Origin of the sequence: Streptomyces sp. NPDC005761 (assembly GCF_040630635.1) — a bacterium.
Lineage (GTDB): Bacteria > Actinomycetota > Actinomycetes > Streptomycetales > Streptomycetaceae > Streptomyces.
Genome location: NZ_JBEXXX010000045.1, coordinates 51,350 through 64,842 on the forward strand (window position 1 = coordinate 51,350; position 13,493 = coordinate 64,842).

A 13,493-nucleotide genomic window follows, 5' to 3' on the forward strand; every position below is an offset into this window, starting at 1 on the left:
ACAGCCCTCAGGAAGCGTTCTTGCGCTCCGCGTTCCGCTCCTTGATGCGTACGGTTTCCTTCCGGACGTCCGCCTGCGTGGCCCGCTCCTTCTGCAGCCACTCGGGGTTGTCCTGCTTCAGCGCGTCGATCTGCTCCGTGGTGAGGGCGTCCGTGACGCCTCCGCGGGCGAGGCCGGAGATGGAGACGCCCAGCTTGGACGCGACCACCGGCCTCGGGTGCGGACCGCTGCGTCGCAGTTCCTGCAGCCACTCGGGCGGATCGGCCTGGAGGGCCGCCAGCTCGGCGCGCGAGACGACACCCTCCTGGAACTCGGTGGGTGTGGCCTCGAGGTACACACCCAGTTTCTTCGCCGCGGTCGCGGGCTTCATGGTCTGGGCGGTCTGGTGCGACGTCATGGGGTCAAGAGTATCGAGCGCGTGCGCCCCCTCCGACCACGACCGGTAACCTGGCGGAGTGACAGGCTCGGAAGCATCCCCTTCATTCCGGCTCGCGTACGTCCCCGGAGTGACGCCCACCAAATGGGTGCGGATCTGGAACGAGCGCCTGCCGGGCATCCCCCTGACCCTCGTCGCGGTGCCCGCCGCCGAGGCGACGGCCCTGCTGCGCGCCGGCGACGCCGACGCGGGGTTCGTCCGGCTGCCGGTCGACGGGCCGGACCTCAGCGCGATCCCGCTCTACACCGAGCAGACCGTCGTCGTGATCCCCAAGGACCATGTGGCGGCAGCGGTCGAGGAGGTCTCCCTCGCGGAGCTGGCCGACGACATCGTGCTGCATCCGCTCGACGACACCCTCGGCTGGCAGGAGCTCCCCGGCCGGCCCGCGATCGAGCGCCCGGCCACGACGGCGGACGCCGTCGAGCTGGTGGCCGCCGGGGTGGGTGTCCTCGTCGTCCCGCAGTCCCTCGCCCGTCTGCACCACCGCAAGGACCTCACCTACCGCCCGCTGTCGGACGCGCCGGAGTCGCGGATCGCCTTGTCCTGGCCCGAGGAGAGAACCACCGACCTGGTGGAGGACTTCATCGGGATCGTCCGCGGGCGGACCGTGAACAGCTCCCGGGGCCGCAGTAGTGCACCTGCGGAGCAGTCGAAGTCGAAGCCGAAGCGCGCCGAGAGCGGCAATCCGCGACGCAAGCCCGCCGCGGGCGCCTCGGCGGGGAAGAACCCGCGAGGCGGTTCCGGAGGCACGAAGGGCGGCGCCCGCGGTGCCAAGGGTGCCGCCGGCGCCAAGCGCGGCAAGCCGCGTCGGCGTCCCTAGCACGACGCCCGGCGAGGGGCGCGGGGCGCGGGGGCTCGATGTCAGACCCTCCTGGCAGCATCGGTGATCATGACGACCACCGAACGTCCCATGCCGCCCCTGAACACCTGATGAACGCACCGGCCTGGCCGCCTGGCTCGACTTCTACCGGGCCACGGTGGCGGTGAAATGTGAAGGACTCACCGACGAGCAGGCCCGTGACGCCTCCGTGGCGCCCTCGACGCTGACCCTGATGGGCCTGGTGCAACACCTCACGGAGGTGGAGCGGAACTGGTTTCGCCGGGTGCTGACCGGCGAGGACGTCCCGCCCGCGTACGGCGCGCCGAGCCCCGACGGCCACGACGGAGGGTTCGAGCTCTCCGGCGGTGCGACGTTCGCGGAGACCTGCGCGCGCTGGCAGGAGGAGATCGCCGCGGCCCGCGCCAACTGCGCCGCGCGGTCGCTCGACGACACCGCGCCCTTCATGGGTGGCGAGGTGAACCTGCGGTGGATCCACACGCACATGATCGGCGAGTACGCCCGCCACAGCGGCCACGCCGACCTTCTGCGGGAGCGGATCGACGGCACGACGGGGGTGTGACGGTGCCGGGCGCGACGGGGCCGGCGGCCCCGGCGGCCCCGGCGGAGTGTCCACCACACGCCCCTGGCCGGTCACCCGTCAGCGGTGTTTGGACGCGCCCGCCCGTCGGGGCCGGGCGGGCAGATGTCAGGATGGTTCCATGACGAGCAAGGTTTACTTCGACATCACCATCAACGACGAGCCCGCCGGGCGCATCGTCTTCAATCTGTACGACGACGTCGTTCCCAAGACCGCGGAGAACTTCCGCCAGCTGGCCACCGGCGAGCAGGGCTACGGCTACAAGGGTTCGTCCTTCCACCGCGTCATCCCCGCGTTCATGCTGCAGGGCGGCGACTTCACCCGCGGTGACGGCACGGGCGGCAAGAGCATCTACGGCGCCAAGTTCGACGACGAGAACTTCAAGCTGGCGCACACCAAGCCCGGCCTCCTCTCCATGGCGAACAGCGGCCCGAACTCCAACGGCTCGCAGTTCTTCATCACGACCATCGTGACCTCCTGGCTGGACGGCAAGCACGTGGTCTTCGGCGAGGTCGCCGACCAGCAGAGCATGGACCTGGTCACGAAGATCGAGGGTCTCGGTTCGCAGAGCGGCCGCACCAAGGCGAAGGTCACCATCGCCGACTCCGGGACGCTCTGACCCCGGTCCGCTCGCGGAACACACACCGGAACGCGCCGGCCGACGAACACCGTCGGCCGGCGCGTTCCGTCGTTCCGGACCCACTTCCGTTCCCTGGGCCGACGCCCGTTCCCGGCCGTCGCCGTACCCGGGGCCCGTGTACCGGGCACACGTGTCAACCGAAGGTTGACAGCGAGCGACTGTCAACCTACCGTTGACACATGACGAATCCCGTAGGCATGAATCAGCCCGTCCGTCTCGACGACCTCATCGCCGCCATCAAGAAGGTGCACCCCGACGCTCTCGACCAGCTTCAGGACGCCGTCATCGCGGCGGATCACCTCGGTGACGTCGCCGACCACCTGATCGGCCACTTCGTGGACCAGGCCCGGCGTTCCGGCGCCTCCTGGACGGAGATCGGCAAGAGCATGGGCGTGACCCGGCAGGCCGCCCAGAAGCGGTTCGTGGCGAAGGACCCCGGTGAGCTCTCCGAGCTCGACCCCAGCCAGGGCTTCAGCCGCTTCACCCCGCGCGCGAGGAACGTCGTCATGGCCGCGCAGAACGAGGCCCGTGCCGCGGGCAACGCCGAGATCGGCACCGAGCACATCGTGCTGGGGCTGCTCATCGAGCCGGAGGCCCTCGCGGGGGCGTTCATCAAGGCGCAGGGTGTCGCCCTGGACACCGTGCGCCAGGCCGCCGAGCAGGCGCTCCCGGCAGCCACGGAGGGCCGGCTGCCCGAGCTGATCCCGTACAACGCCGACGCGCGCAAGGCCCTGGAGCTCACGTTCCGGGAGGCTCTGCGGATGGGGCACAACTACATCGGCACGGAGCACATCCTCCTGGCCCTGCTGGAGCACGAGGACGGTGCGGGGCTGCTGACCGGCCTCGGGCTCGACAAGGCCGCTGCGGAGACGGCCATCACCGAGGCGCTCACGCTCATCACCGGCAAGCAGCAGAAGGACTGACCGGGGCGGCTCGCGGGGCGGGGCCACGGCAGGGGCTCGCCGGGCTCGGTGCGGTGGCTACCGGCCGTGCGGCGGAACGGGCAGGTCTTCGGACGTGTCGCAGCCCACGGGCCGCGCACCGGCCTCTACCTTCTCGAAGTGGACCCGAGGGGCGCGGAACGCCCGACCCACGGCAGGTCCCCTTCTCCGGGAGAGCACATGGTCCCGCCCAGCGGCAGCAGCACGTACGCGCCCGTGGACCGTTCCGGCCGGGGGTGGCTGCTGCGGCTGGGAGAATGGTGCGCACGCCACTTCGTCGTCGTGATCGTGCTGTGGGTGGTGGCCATCGGCGGGCTGCACGCCCTGCAGAGCGCGTTCGGAGGGACGTACTCCGACGACTTCAACCTGCCCGGCACCCAGTCCAACACCGGCGCCGAACTCCTGAAGGCGCACGACCCGGCAGCGGGCGGCACCGGGGCGCAGGTGGTTCTGCACGATGCGCAGAAGCCCCTGACCGACGTACAGAGCCAGGTCGACCAGGTGGTGGGCAACCTCCAGAAGCTGCCGCACGTGCTGTCCGCCCAGAACCCGCTGCCCTCCTCACCCTCGTCACCGTCCACCTCGCTGTCCAAGGACGGCATGACCGCGTACATCACGGTGCGGTTCGACGTGAATCCGACCTCGTTGGACGACGCCTATCTCGATCAGGTCGACACGGCCGTGAAACCGCTGCGCTCCGCCGGCGTGGAGGTCGAGTACGGCGGGCCGCTGGGAGAACTCGCCAGGCCCGAGACCAAGGACCTCACCAGCGAGGCCGTCGGATTCGCAGTGGCGGTGGTCGTGCTGCTCATCGGTTTCGGCAGCGTCATCGCCGCCGGTGTACCCCTGATCACCGCGTTGATCAGCGTGATCGTCGGGCTGAGCGTTCTGTCGCTGGTGGCCGCGGCCACCACGTTCGCGAGCGTGTCGCCGACGCTCGCCACGATGATCGGGCTGGGCGTCGGAATCGACTACGCCCTCTTCCTGATCACCCGTCACCGTCAGCTCGTCATGGACGGCGCCGATCCGGTCCGGGCCGCAGGCCGGGCCGTCGCCACCAGCGGACGCGCCGTCCTGGTCTCCGGCTGCACCGTCATCGTCGCGCTGGCCGGTCTGTACGTCTCCCGGGTGAGCTTCATCGGCAAGCTGGGGGCCGCGGCCGCCATCACCGTGATCACCGCCGTCATCGGTGCGATCACCCTGGTCCCGGCCCTGCTCGGCCTCATCGGCCGGCGCATCGACCGCTACCGGGTACGTCCGCCGGTCGCCGAGGGCGGGGCCGGGCCCGGCGCCGCGGCGGAGGGCGGCTGGCACCGCTACGCGCAGCGGGTGGAGCGGCGGCCCTGGTGGTTCCTGCTCGCCGGACTGGTCGTGGTGGGGGTCCTCGCGATCCCGCTGTTCTCCATCCGTCTCGGTCACATCGACGACGGGGCCGATCCCACGAGCTTCACCGACCGGCGCGCGTTCGACCTGATCTCCACGGGCTTCGGGCCGGGCGCGAACGGCCCGTTCACACTGGTCGTCGATCAGCAGTCGGTACCGGGGGCGGACCGCTCGGCACTGGCGAGCAGTCTCCAGAAGGCGCTCACGGACGTGCCCGGCGCGGCCAGCATCAGTCCGCTGCAGCCGACGGACGACGGAGAGCTCCTCGTCGGCACGGCCCTGTCGAAGGAGGCCCCCCAGGACGCGGGCACGACCACCCTCTTCAAGCACCTCAAGGACGACGTCCTGCCGCAGGGGATCGCGGGCACCGACGCCTCCGCCTATGTGACCGGGACGACCGCGGCCCAGGAGGACTTCCTGGACATCATCGCCAGCCGGCTCCCCCTGATCATCGCCGTCGTGGTCGGGCTCGCCTTCGTCATCATCCTGATCGTGTTCCGGGGCGTGCTCATCGCCGTCAAGGCCGCCGTTCTCAACCTGCTCTCCATCGCCGCTTCGTACGGGGTGGTGGTGGCGGTCTTCCAGTGGGGCTGGGGCGGTCCGTCCCTGGGCGTCTCCGGAACCGTGCCCATCGAGAGCTACGTACCGATGATGATGTTCGCCATCGTCTTCGGCCTGAGCATGGACTACGAGGTGTTCCTGATCTCCCGGGTGCACGAGGCCTGGCTGCGGACCCGGGACAGCAAGGGCGCGGTGGCGCACGGGCTGGAGATCACCGCACGGGTGATCACCTGCGCCGCGCTCATCATGGTCAGCGTGTTCGCCGCCTTCATCATCAGTGACAACATCGTGGTCAAGATGCTGGGGCTCGGACTGGCGGTCAGTGTGCTCGTCGACGCGACGATCGTCCGGCTGCTGCTCGTTCCGGCGGTGATGACGCTGCTGGGACGGAGCGCCTGGTGGATGCCCCGATGGCTGGACCGGGTGCTCCCCCGTATCGACACCGAGGGCGAGTCCGTCCCGCCGCTGCCTGCCCCGTGACCCTTCCCGTCACCGCACGCCGGGGTCCGGTCACAGCGACGCGTACACCGCCTCCACCAGCGCTCTCTTGCGCGGGTCGTTCGCGATGTGCGGGCCCATCCGGTTCATGACGTAGCCCAGCGCGATCCCGTTCTCCGGGTCGGCGAGGCCGCAGGAACCGCCGGCGCCGTCGTGGCCGAAGGCCCGTGGGTTGGGGCCGTAACTGGCGTCGCAACCGCTCAGCCACAGACCGAGCCCGATCTCCGTCTCATGGGCGAAGCCCGCCCCCAGCACCAGGTCGCGGCAGCTGCCCTGGCCCTCACGGACGCGCTCGGCGGCCTCCTCGGAGAGGATCCGCAGCCCGCCGGAACTGCCGCGCCCCGCGAGGATGCCGTACAACGCCGCGACCGCGCGGGCCGTGCCGTGACCGTTGGCAGCGGGGATCTCGGCCTCCCGCCACGCGGGGGTGTTGGCGGCGGCCGCCCCCGTGGGCGGATTGAGCAGCGAGGCCACGGCGACCGGCTCCAGCTGCGCGAAGAGCGCAGCCTGCTGGGCCCGGTCCGTCTTCGGGACGACGAGCTCGGCGGCACGCGCCGCCTCCTTCGCCGGGAGACCGATGCTGAAGTCGATGCCGAGCGGGCCCGTCACCTCCTTCCGCAGGAACTCCCCCGGCATGAGGCCGCTGATCCGCCGGATCACCTCACCGACCAGGAAGCCGTACGTCAGGGCGTGGTAGCCGGACCGGCTCCCGGGCTCCCACCAGGGTGCGGTGGCCGCGAGCCGGGCGGTGGTCAGCTCCCAGTCGTAGAGCTCCGCCAGGGAGTGCGGCTCGCGCAGGCCCGCGAGGCCGGCGCGATGGGAGAGCAGATGCCGTACGAGAACGGCCTCTTTGCCCGCCGCGGCGAATTCCGGCCAGTACGTGGCAACGGGGGCGTCGAGGTCGAGCAGGCCGCGGTCGACGAGGATGTGCGCACAGAGCGCGATCGGCCCCTTGGTGGTGGACCAGGCGTTGACCAGGGTGTCCTGTTCCCAGGCACGGGTGCGTGCGCCGTCCGCCCAGCCGCCCCAGAGGTCCGCGACGGGGTGGCCGTCGACCAGGACCGTGACGGCCGCGCCCAGTTCGTCCCGCTCGCGAAAATTCGCCTCGAACGCGCTGCGCACGGCGGCGAAACGATCGTCGCAGTGTCCGTGGATCTGCGGCACGGTGGCCTCCCTCGCCTGGTACATGCCCGGTCGGACTCAGGTCCCCGCCAACATACCGACTGGTCGGACTGGCGGGAAGGCGTGGCGCGCACCGAACCTTCGGCCTTCGGGGGCACCTCGGTCAGCGGGCCCCGGTTTCCAGACGGAGGCTCCAGCGGCGCGGCAGACCGGTGAGCGTGATGGTGGAGAGCGGGCGGACGTCGATGTTCCAGTACGTCGACGGCGGGGCCTTCAGCGCGTAGACGAGGGCGGCCCGGACGACGGCCGGTTCGGCGACGGCGACGATGGAACCGTCGCAGGCGGGGCGGGTGTCCAGCCAGCTGCCGATCCGGGAGATGAACGCGAGCAGGGGCTCGCCGCCGTGCGGGGCCGAGCGCGGGTCGGCCAGCCAGGCGTCCACGGCGGCCGGTTCGCGCGCGGCGACGTCCGACAGCGTGCAGCCCCGCCAACGCCCCATGTCGCAGTCCCGGAGGGCGGGCTGGACCAGCGGCGCGAAGCCCAACGCCTCTCCGGTGGCGCGGCTGCGGGGGGTCGGCGAGCAGTAGCGCAGTTCTGCCGCGCCCAGAGGCACCAGGGCGGGGGCGGCGAACTGCACCTCGTGCCAGCCGGCCTGGTCGAGCGGCCGGTCGTCGTCGAAGCGCTCACCGAGCAGCGAGGAACTGCGGGCCGCGGCGACGAGCGAGACTCGAACACTCATGGGCGTGATCGTGGAGCCGATCGCCGCACAGGTCAAGAGTCCCGCCGCAGGCGGTTCCGGTCAGCCGAAGCGCAGGCGCATCCACTGGTCCGGGTTGTCGAGCGGCCGGAAACCGGCCTTCTCGTACACCCCGTGGGCATCGGCCGTGGCGAGCAGGAACCTGCGGACGCCGGTCGGGGCGAGGTGGTCCCGCGCCGCCGCGACGAGCCTTCCGCCCAGGCCCTGCCCGCGGGCGGCGGGTTCGACGTACACGTCGCAGAGCCAGGCGAATGTCGCGAGATCGGTCACCACGCGGGCGTATCCGGCCTGTTCACCGGTGGCGAGGTCGTAGGCACCGAAGTTGAGCGACCCGGCGATGGCCCGGTCCTGGTGCTCGCGGGTACGCCCCTTGGCCCAGTAGGCGTCCTCGGACAGCCAGGTATGGATACGGGCGGCGTCCAGACGGGCGGGGTCGGACGAGATCTCGTAACGTTCCTGAGGCGTTTCGGTCATGGCCGGACCCTATCGGCCGAGGTGTCGAACACCCCTTCCCAGGCGGTGCGCAGCCGCCGCACCCCTTCGGCGATCTCGGCGAGGCCCGCGACCGCGACGAAGCTCAGTCTGACCTGGGGAGCCGGGGGTTCGGCGCAGAAGTAGGGCCGCCCCGGCGCGATGGCGACACCGGCACGCAGGGCCGCGGCGACCATGGCCGACTCGTCCGCACCGGCGCCGGAATCGGGCAGGCGCAACCAGAGGCTGCCACCACCGGCGGGAACGTGCGGCAGCGCGAGGCCGGGCAGTCGCCGGCGCAGCTCGGTGATCATGGCGGTGCGGCGGATGCGCAGCTCCGCCGAGACGGAGCGCAGATGGCGCCCCCAGTCGGGAGAGCCCACGAGTTCCAGCGCGGCCTCCTGGAGCGGCCGGGAGACGAAGAGGCTGTCGACGACCTGGATGGCCCGCAGCCGTTCCAGCACCGGCCCCCGGGCTGCGAGCGCGCCCACGCGGAAGCTGGGGGAAGTGGCCTTGGTCAGCGAACAGACATGGACGACGACTCCGTCGGGGTCGTCGGCGGCCAGCGACGCGGGAAGCGGGCCGGCGTCGTCGTGGACGAGGTTGCGGGCGAAGTCGTCCTCGACGACGAACGCTCCCGCCTCCCTGGCGATCCGGACGACCTCGGCCCGCCGTCCGTCGGCGAGGACCGCGCCCGTCGGATTCTGGAAGAGGGGCTGGCACACCAGCACGCGGGCGCCGGTGGCCCGGAAGGCCGCGGCCAGCAGTTCGGGCCGCACACCGTCGGTGTCCACGGGCACGGGCACGGGCCGCAGACCGGCGGCCCGTGCGGCAGCCAGCAGGCCGGGGTAGGTGGGGGACTCGACCAGGACGGGCGCCCCCGGCTGGGCGAGGGCGCGCAGAGCGGTGGCCAGGGAGCTCTGGCCACCCGCCGTGATCAGCACATCGGCCGCGGTGAGAGCGGGGCCGATCTCCCGGGCGAACCAGGCCCGCAGTTCGGTGAGCCCGTCGGTGGGCGGGCGGCTCCACGCTCCCGGCCGGCGGCCTGCCCGGGCCAGGGCTGCCGCCATGGCCCTCTCCGGCTGGAGCGAGCTGTGCAGATAGCCGCCGTTGAACTCGACGACCCCGGTGGGCGGGGGCGTCAGGGTGACGAGCAGTCCGGACGCGTCGACGGTACGGGGCACCACTTCGGGGCCGCCGTCACCGTTGAGCGACACCTCCTGCCACGAGGTGTCGGCGGGAGGCCGTGCGTCGGAACGGGGGTGCGCCCGGAACGCACCGGCTCCGGGGCGGGTGACGACGAGGCCCTCCGCGGCCAGCTGCGCGACAACCCGCGAGATCGTCACGGGGCTGGCTCTGAACCGTTCGACCAGGGAGCGGCTGGAGGGCAGCTTCTCCCCGGGTGAGTAGCGGTTCAGCTCACCCCGGAGCACTTGGGCCAACTCGGCGACACTGCTACGCTCTTGCATGAGAGCCAAGGATAGCGCTACTGCCAGGTCCACGATAGCGGTCGGCCGGACGGCGAACGGCCCCGCGACAGCCCCGGTACCCGGCACCCTCCCGACAGCCCGCAGCGGCACGCTGCTCGCCCTGCTCGGAGTGGTCTCCTTCTCGCTGACCTTCCCCTCCACCGCCTGGGGCCTGGAGAGCTTCGGTCCCTGGTCGCTCGTCGCCCTGCGGAGCCTGCTGGCCGCCGCGATCGCGGGGGCCGTACTGCTCGCGGCCCGCGTGCGGGTGCCCGAGCGGCGGCACTGGGCAGGGCTCGCCGTGGTGGCGGGCGGGGTGGTGGTGGGCTTCCCGCTGCTGACGACGCTGGCTCTGCAGACGTCGACGACGTCGCACGCGGCGGTGGTGGTCGGCCTCCTCCCGCTGACTACGGCGGTCTTCGCCTCGCTCCGCACCGGCTCGCGTCCTCCCCGCGCGTTCTGGGCCGCGGCACTCGCCGGGGCGGCCGTGGTGATCACCTTCACCGTGGTGCAGAGCGGCGGCGGTCTGTCGTCCGGGGATCTCTACCTGTTCTGCGCGCTGCTGGTCTGCGCGGCCGGGTACACCGAGGGCGGCAGGCTGGCGAAGGTGATGCCGGGCTGGCAGGTGACCGGCTGGGCCCTGATCCTCACCGCGCCCCTCGCCCTGGCGGGCGCCGCGGTCGCGTTGCCGTACGAGCCGGTGCGGCTGACCGCGCACGGCGTGATCGGACTGGTCTGGGTCTCCGTGGCCTCCACCTTCTTCGGCCTGTACGTCTGGTACCGCGGCATGGCCGAGATCGGTGTGGCGAGGGCCAGCCAGCTCCAGCTCGCGCAGCCCCTGCTGACCCTTGTCTGGTCGTTCCTGCTGCTCGGCGAGGAGGTCACTCCGGCGGCCCCGGTGGCGGCGGTCGCCGTCCTCGTCTGCATCGCCGTCACCCAGCGCGCCGGAGCCGGCCGGTCATAGACTTGTCGACAGGAACGCCACCCGTGAGGAGGTCACTCCCGATGGAGGCACACACGGGCGACCGGCTGCTGACGCACGGCAGGACCGTGGGGCAGCACGACCGGGTCGCCGAGATCGTCGAAGTGCTCGGGGACGGGGGCACTCCCCCGTACCGCGTCCGCTTCGAGGACGGACACGAACACCTGATCGCACCCGGCCCCGACAGCATCGTCCAGCACACCGCAGGCCGGGACCCGGGAGCCTGAGGCCTCTCGTCCGGATCATGCCGGGCCCGCGGGACCGGCATGATCCCCTGCGGCGTTGTCGCGGGGTCGCGGGTGCTGCTCAGCGGTGACCTCCTGATCCGAACCCGAAACCCCGCTGGGCATCCCGCCGGTCAGCGGGGCGGGCGCGCCCGCGACCGGTAGTGGTCGGCCACCACCCGGTCCATCGCACCGATCCGGTCCGTGACCACGCTCTTCCCCGAGAAGTAGACGTGGCCGCGGACCTGGTCGTGTCCGGCGGCGAAGTCGACGTGCCGCGAGAGCTCCGCGGGATCCTGCCAGGCTGCCGGCTGGGCGGGGTCGCCGCACTTGTAGAGGGCCTCGCCGATGAAGAGGTCCACGCCTGTGCCCCGGACCACGTCGGCCCACCAGGGCACCAGGGCCGCGTAGTCGGCGGGGGCGAACCCGATGTTCCAGTACACCTGGGGGACCACGTGATCGATCCAGCCCTTCTTGATCCAGCCGCGGGTGTCGGCGTACAGGTCGTCGTACGTCTGCACACCGGCCTCGGTACGGGAGCCGAGCGGGTCGGTGGAGGCGTTGCGCCACACGCCGAACGGGCTGATGCCGAACCGGACAGCAGGCTTGAGCGCCTTGATCCGCTCGGACATCTTCCGCACCAGCTCGTCGGTGTTGGAGCGGCGCCAGGCGGCGCGGTCCGGGAAGCCCGCTCCGTACTTCGCGTACGCGGCACCGTCGGCGAACGTCTGTCCCGCCACCGGGTACGGGTAGAAGTAGTCGTCCCAGTGAACGGCGTCGATGTCGTAACGGCGGACCGCGTCGAGCATCGCGTCCTGGACGAACGCGCGGACCTCGGGCAGGCCCGGGTTGTAGTAGAGCTTCCCGCCGTACGGCAGGACCCACCCGGGGTGCAGTCGCGCGGGATGACGGGCGGACAGCCGGGAGGGGTCGGTGTGGTTGGCGACCCGGAACGGGTTGAACCAGGCGTGCAGTTCCAGGCCTCGGCTGTGTGCCTCCTTGACGGCCGTGCCCAGCGGGTCCCAGCCCGGGTCCTTGCCCTGGACGCCGGTCAGGCACTGGGCCCACGGCTCGTACGGTGACGGCCACAACGCGTCCGCACTGGGGCGGACCTGGAGGATCACCGCGTTCAGCCGCCGGGCGACGGCCTCGTCGAGGTACGCGATCAGCCCGGCCCGCTGCTTCGCGGCCGGCAGGCCCGGCTCGGAGGGCCAGTCGATGTTCTGCACCGTGGCCACCCACATGCCCCGGAGCTCTCGCCGGAGCACATCGCGGGGTCCGCCCGGCCGGCCCGGACGGCCGACTCCCCGCCCGGCCGCGGCGGCATCACCCGCCACGACGGCCGAACCCATCGCCCCTGCGACCGTCCCGGCCGCCCCCGTCACGAACTTCCGTCGGTCGATCTGCCGCATTTCGCCGTACCTGCCGTTTCCGCTCGTGCCCGCAGCCCCGGGATTCCGGGCGTGACACCGAGCATGCCCGCCCCGGCCCGCGATCCGTGGGAAGGGCCGCCCGGCAAATGGGGGTGGACGAAGGAACGCGGGCGGCGGTGGTGCCGTCCTCGCGACGCCGCCCCCCATCTGCCGGTCGTCCCGGGGCGCGGAGTAACGTCGTGGGGTCGTGGTGGAGCCCGGAATCAGACGGAAGCCGCCGAACGGAGAACAGCGAAAGGCACGAGGTGACGGACTCTATGGCCGACATTGCACGCGTCGGAGTGGTGGGCTGTGGCCAGATGGGCGCAGGCATCGCGGAGGTGTGCGCCCGCAGCGGCCTCGACGTCAAGGTGGCCGAGACCACCGGCGAGGCGCTGGAGATCGGCCGCACCCGGCTCCACAACTCCCTCTCGAAGGCCGCCGAGCGCGGCAAGATCACCGAGGAGGAGCGCGACGAGACCCTCGGCCGCCTCAGCTTCACCACCGACCTCGGCGAGTTCGCCGACCGCGATCTCGTCATCGAGGCGGTCGTGGAGAACGAGCAGGTCAAGACCGAGATCTTCCAGGTCCTGGACCAGGTGGTGACCCGGCCGGACGCGATCCTCGCCTCCAACACCTCCTCGATCCCGCTGGTGAAGCTGGCGGTCGCGACCTCCCGCCCGGACCAGGTCATCGGCATCCACTTCTTCAACCCGGCGCCGGTGCAGAAGCTCGTCGAGCTGATCCCCGCACTGACCACGTCGGACGAGACGGTCAAGCGTGCCGAAGCCATGGTGCAGGACATACTGGACAAGCACCCGATCCGCGCCCAGGACCGTTCCGGCTTCGTCGTCAACGCACTGCTGATCCCGTACCTGCTCTCCGCGATCCGGATGTTCGAGTCGGGCATCGCCAGCCGCGAGGACATCGACAACGGCATGGAGATGGGCTGCGCCCACCCGATGGGGCCGCTCAAGCTCGCTGACCTGATCGGTCTCGACACGGTGGCCTCGGTCGCCGACTCGATGTACGCCGAGTACAAGGAGCCGCTGTACGCCGCTCCCCCGCTGCTCCAGCGCATGGTGGACGCGGGCCGGCTCGGGCGCAAGACGGGGTCGGGGTTCTACCCGTACGGCTGATCCACACACCCGCACGTGCGAGGGGCCGCGGGCCCCTCGCACG

General features: G+C 71.6%; 13 protein-coding genes and 1 pseudogene. 8 read left to right on the forward strand and 6 right to left on the reverse strand.

Annotated elements, in window-relative coordinates:
• Positions 1 to 7: 7 nt before the first annotated feature.
• On the reverse strand, positions 8 to 397 hold the full coding sequence (locus tag ABZ434_RS30170; protein ID WP_359143183.1) for a DUF5997 family protein: 390 nt from the start codon (positions 395 to 397) through the stop codon (positions 8 to 10).
• A gap of 58 nt (positions 398 to 455) precedes the next feature.
• On the opposite strand from ABZ434_RS30170, the gene ABZ434_RS30175 reads away from it, so the two are divergent.
• From ABZ434_RS30175 to ABZ434_RS30195, 5 genes and pseudogenes are all read left to right on the forward strand, one after another.
• Positions 456 to 1,256: a LysR substrate-binding domain-containing protein gene (locus ABZ434_RS30175; protein WP_359143185.1), complete on the forward strand. Its 801-nt coding sequence runs from the start codon at positions 456 to 458 to the stop codon at positions 1,254 to 1,256.
• Positions 1,257 to 1,325: 69 nt separating this feature from the next.
• Positions 1,326 to 1,836 (forward strand): annotated as a pseudogene (locus tag ABZ434_RS30180) (DinB family protein).
• 139 nt (positions 1,837 to 1,975) lie between these two features.
• The gene (locus tag ABZ434_RS30185; protein WP_330826058.1) at positions 1,976 to 2,473 is read left to right on the forward strand and encodes a peptidylprolyl isomerase; all 498 of its coding nucleotides are present in this window, start codon (positions 1,976 to 1,978) and stop codon (positions 2,471 to 2,473) included.
• Between the two features lie 200 nt (positions 2,474 to 2,673).
• Positions 2,674 to 3,417: a Clp protease N-terminal domain-containing protein gene (locus ABZ434_RS30190; protein ID WP_359143187.1), complete on the forward strand. Its 744-nt coding sequence runs from the start codon at positions 2,674 to 2,676 to the stop codon at positions 3,415 to 3,417.
• A 198-nt stretch (positions 3,418 to 3,615) separates the two neighbouring features.
• Positions 3,616 to 5,859, forward strand: a complete 2,244-nt coding sequence (locus tag ABZ434_RS30195) for an MMPL family transporter (protein ID WP_359143189.1) — start codon at positions 3,616 to 3,618, stop codon at positions 5,857 to 5,859.
• 30 nt (positions 5,860 to 5,889) lie between these two features.
• Here the strand turns inward: ABZ434_RS30195 and ABZ434_RS30200 are convergent, their stop codons facing one another.
• The 4 genes from ABZ434_RS30200 to ABZ434_RS30215 form a co-directional block, all read right to left on the reverse strand.
• Complete coding sequence (locus ABZ434_RS30200) at positions 5,890 to 7,065, reverse strand: serine hydrolase domain-containing protein (protein WP_359143191.1); 1,176 nt, start codon at positions 7,063 to 7,065, stop codon at positions 5,890 to 5,892.
• Positions 7,066 to 7,162: 97 nt separating this feature from the next.
• Entirely contained in the window at positions 7,163 to 7,738 is a 576-nt protein-coding gene (locus tag ABZ434_RS30205) for a histidine phosphatase family protein (RefSeq protein WP_359143193.1), read from the reverse strand.
• Positions 7,739 to 7,798: 60 nt separating this feature from the next.
• On the reverse strand, positions 7,799 to 8,230 hold the full coding sequence (locus ABZ434_RS30210; RefSeq protein ID WP_359143195.1) for a GNAT family N-acetyltransferase: 432 nt from the start codon (positions 8,228 to 8,230) through the stop codon (positions 7,799 to 7,801).
• Complete coding sequence (locus ABZ434_RS30215) at positions 8,227 to 9,696, reverse strand: PLP-dependent aminotransferase family protein (protein ID WP_359143197.1); 1,470 nt, start codon at positions 9,694 to 9,696, stop codon at positions 8,227 to 8,229. The genes ABZ434_RS30210 and ABZ434_RS30215 overlap by 4 nt, the downstream gene beginning before the upstream one ends.
• Between ABZ434_RS30215 and ABZ434_RS30220 the strand changes: the two genes are divergently transcribed.
• Both ABZ434_RS30220 and ABZ434_RS30225 read left to right on the forward strand, forming a co-directional pair.
• Positions 9,695 to 10,657 (forward strand): DMT family transporter, encoded by a 963-nt coding sequence (locus ABZ434_RS30220; protein WP_359143199.1) that lies wholly within the window; start codon positions 9,695 to 9,697, stop codon positions 10,655 to 10,657. The genes ABZ434_RS30215 and ABZ434_RS30220 overlap by 2 nt on opposite strands.
• A 41-nt stretch (positions 10,658 to 10,698) precedes the next feature.
• Positions 10,699 to 10,902 (forward strand): DUF1918 domain-containing protein, encoded by a 204-nt coding sequence (locus ABZ434_RS30225; RefSeq protein WP_359143201.1) that lies wholly within the window; start codon positions 10,699 to 10,701, stop codon positions 10,900 to 10,902.
• Between the two features lie 131 nt (positions 10,903 to 11,033).
• On the opposite strand, the gene ABZ434_RS30230 is transcribed toward ABZ434_RS30225, so the two are convergent.
• A complete protein-coding gene (locus ABZ434_RS30230) occupies positions 11,034 to 12,311 on the reverse strand; it encodes a family 10 glycosylhydrolase (RefSeq protein WP_359143203.1) in 1,278 nt (425 codons plus the stop codon).
• A gap of 278 nt (positions 12,312 to 12,589) precedes the next feature.
• Between ABZ434_RS30230 and ABZ434_RS30235 the strand changes: the two genes are divergently transcribed.
• Positions 12,590 to 13,450 (forward strand): 3-hydroxybutyryl-CoA dehydrogenase, encoded by an 861-nt coding sequence (locus tag ABZ434_RS30235; RefSeq protein ID WP_359143205.1) that lies wholly within the window; start codon positions 12,590 to 12,592, stop codon positions 13,448 to 13,450.
• The last annotated feature ends 43 nt before the right edge of the window (positions 13,451 to 13,493 follow it).

What these genes read in the sequence shown, in the direction of transcription:
- ABZ434_RS30170 (WP_359143183.1), bottom strand. Translation starts at nt 397, where the DNA reads ATGACGTCGCACCAGACCGCCCAGACCATGAAGCCCGCGACCGCGGCG.
- ABZ434_RS30185 (WP_330826058.1), top strand. Translation starts at nt 1,976, where the DNA reads ATGACGAGCAAGGTTTACTTCGACATCACCATCAACGACGAGCCCGCC.
- ABZ434_RS30190 (WP_359143187.1), top strand. Translation starts at nt 2,674, where the DNA reads ATGACGAATCCCGTAGGCATGAATCAGCCCGTCCGTCTCGACGACCTC.
- ABZ434_RS30195 (WP_359143189.1), top strand. Translation starts at nt 3,616, where the DNA reads ATGGTCCCGCCCAGCGGCAGCAGCACGTACGCGCCCGTGGACCGTTCC.
- ABZ434_RS30200 (WP_359143191.1), bottom strand. Translation starts at nt 7,065, where the DNA reads ATGTACCAGGCGAGGGAGGCCACCGTGCCGCAGATCCACGGACACTGC.
- ABZ434_RS30205 (WP_359143193.1), bottom strand. Translation starts at nt 7,738, where the DNA reads ATGAGTGTTCGAGTCTCGCTCGTCGCCGCGGCCCGCAGTTCCTCGCTG.
- ABZ434_RS30210 (WP_359143195.1), bottom strand. Translation starts at nt 8,230, where the DNA reads ATGACCGAAACGCCTCAGGAACGTTACGAGATCTCGTCCGACCCCGCC.
- ABZ434_RS30220 (WP_359143199.1), top strand. Translation starts at nt 9,695, where the DNA reads ATGAGAGCCAAGGATAGCGCTACTGCCAGGTCCACGATAGCGGTCGGC.
- ABZ434_RS30215 (WP_359143197.1), bottom strand. Translation starts at nt 9,696, where the DNA reads ATGCAAGAGCGTAGCAGTGTCGCCGAGTTGGCCCAAGTGCTCCGGGGT.
- ABZ434_RS30225 (WP_359143201.1), top strand. Translation starts at nt 10,699, where the DNA reads ATGGAGGCACACACGGGCGACCGGCTGCTGACGCACGGCAGGACCGTG.
- ABZ434_RS30230 (WP_359143203.1), bottom strand. Translation starts at nt 12,311, where the DNA reads ATGCGGCAGATCGACCGACGGAAGTTCGTGACGGGGGCGGCCGGGACG.
- ABZ434_RS30235 (WP_359143205.1), top strand. Translation starts at nt 12,590, where the DNA reads ATGGCCGACATTGCACGCGTCGGAGTGGTGGGCTGTGGCCAGATGGGC.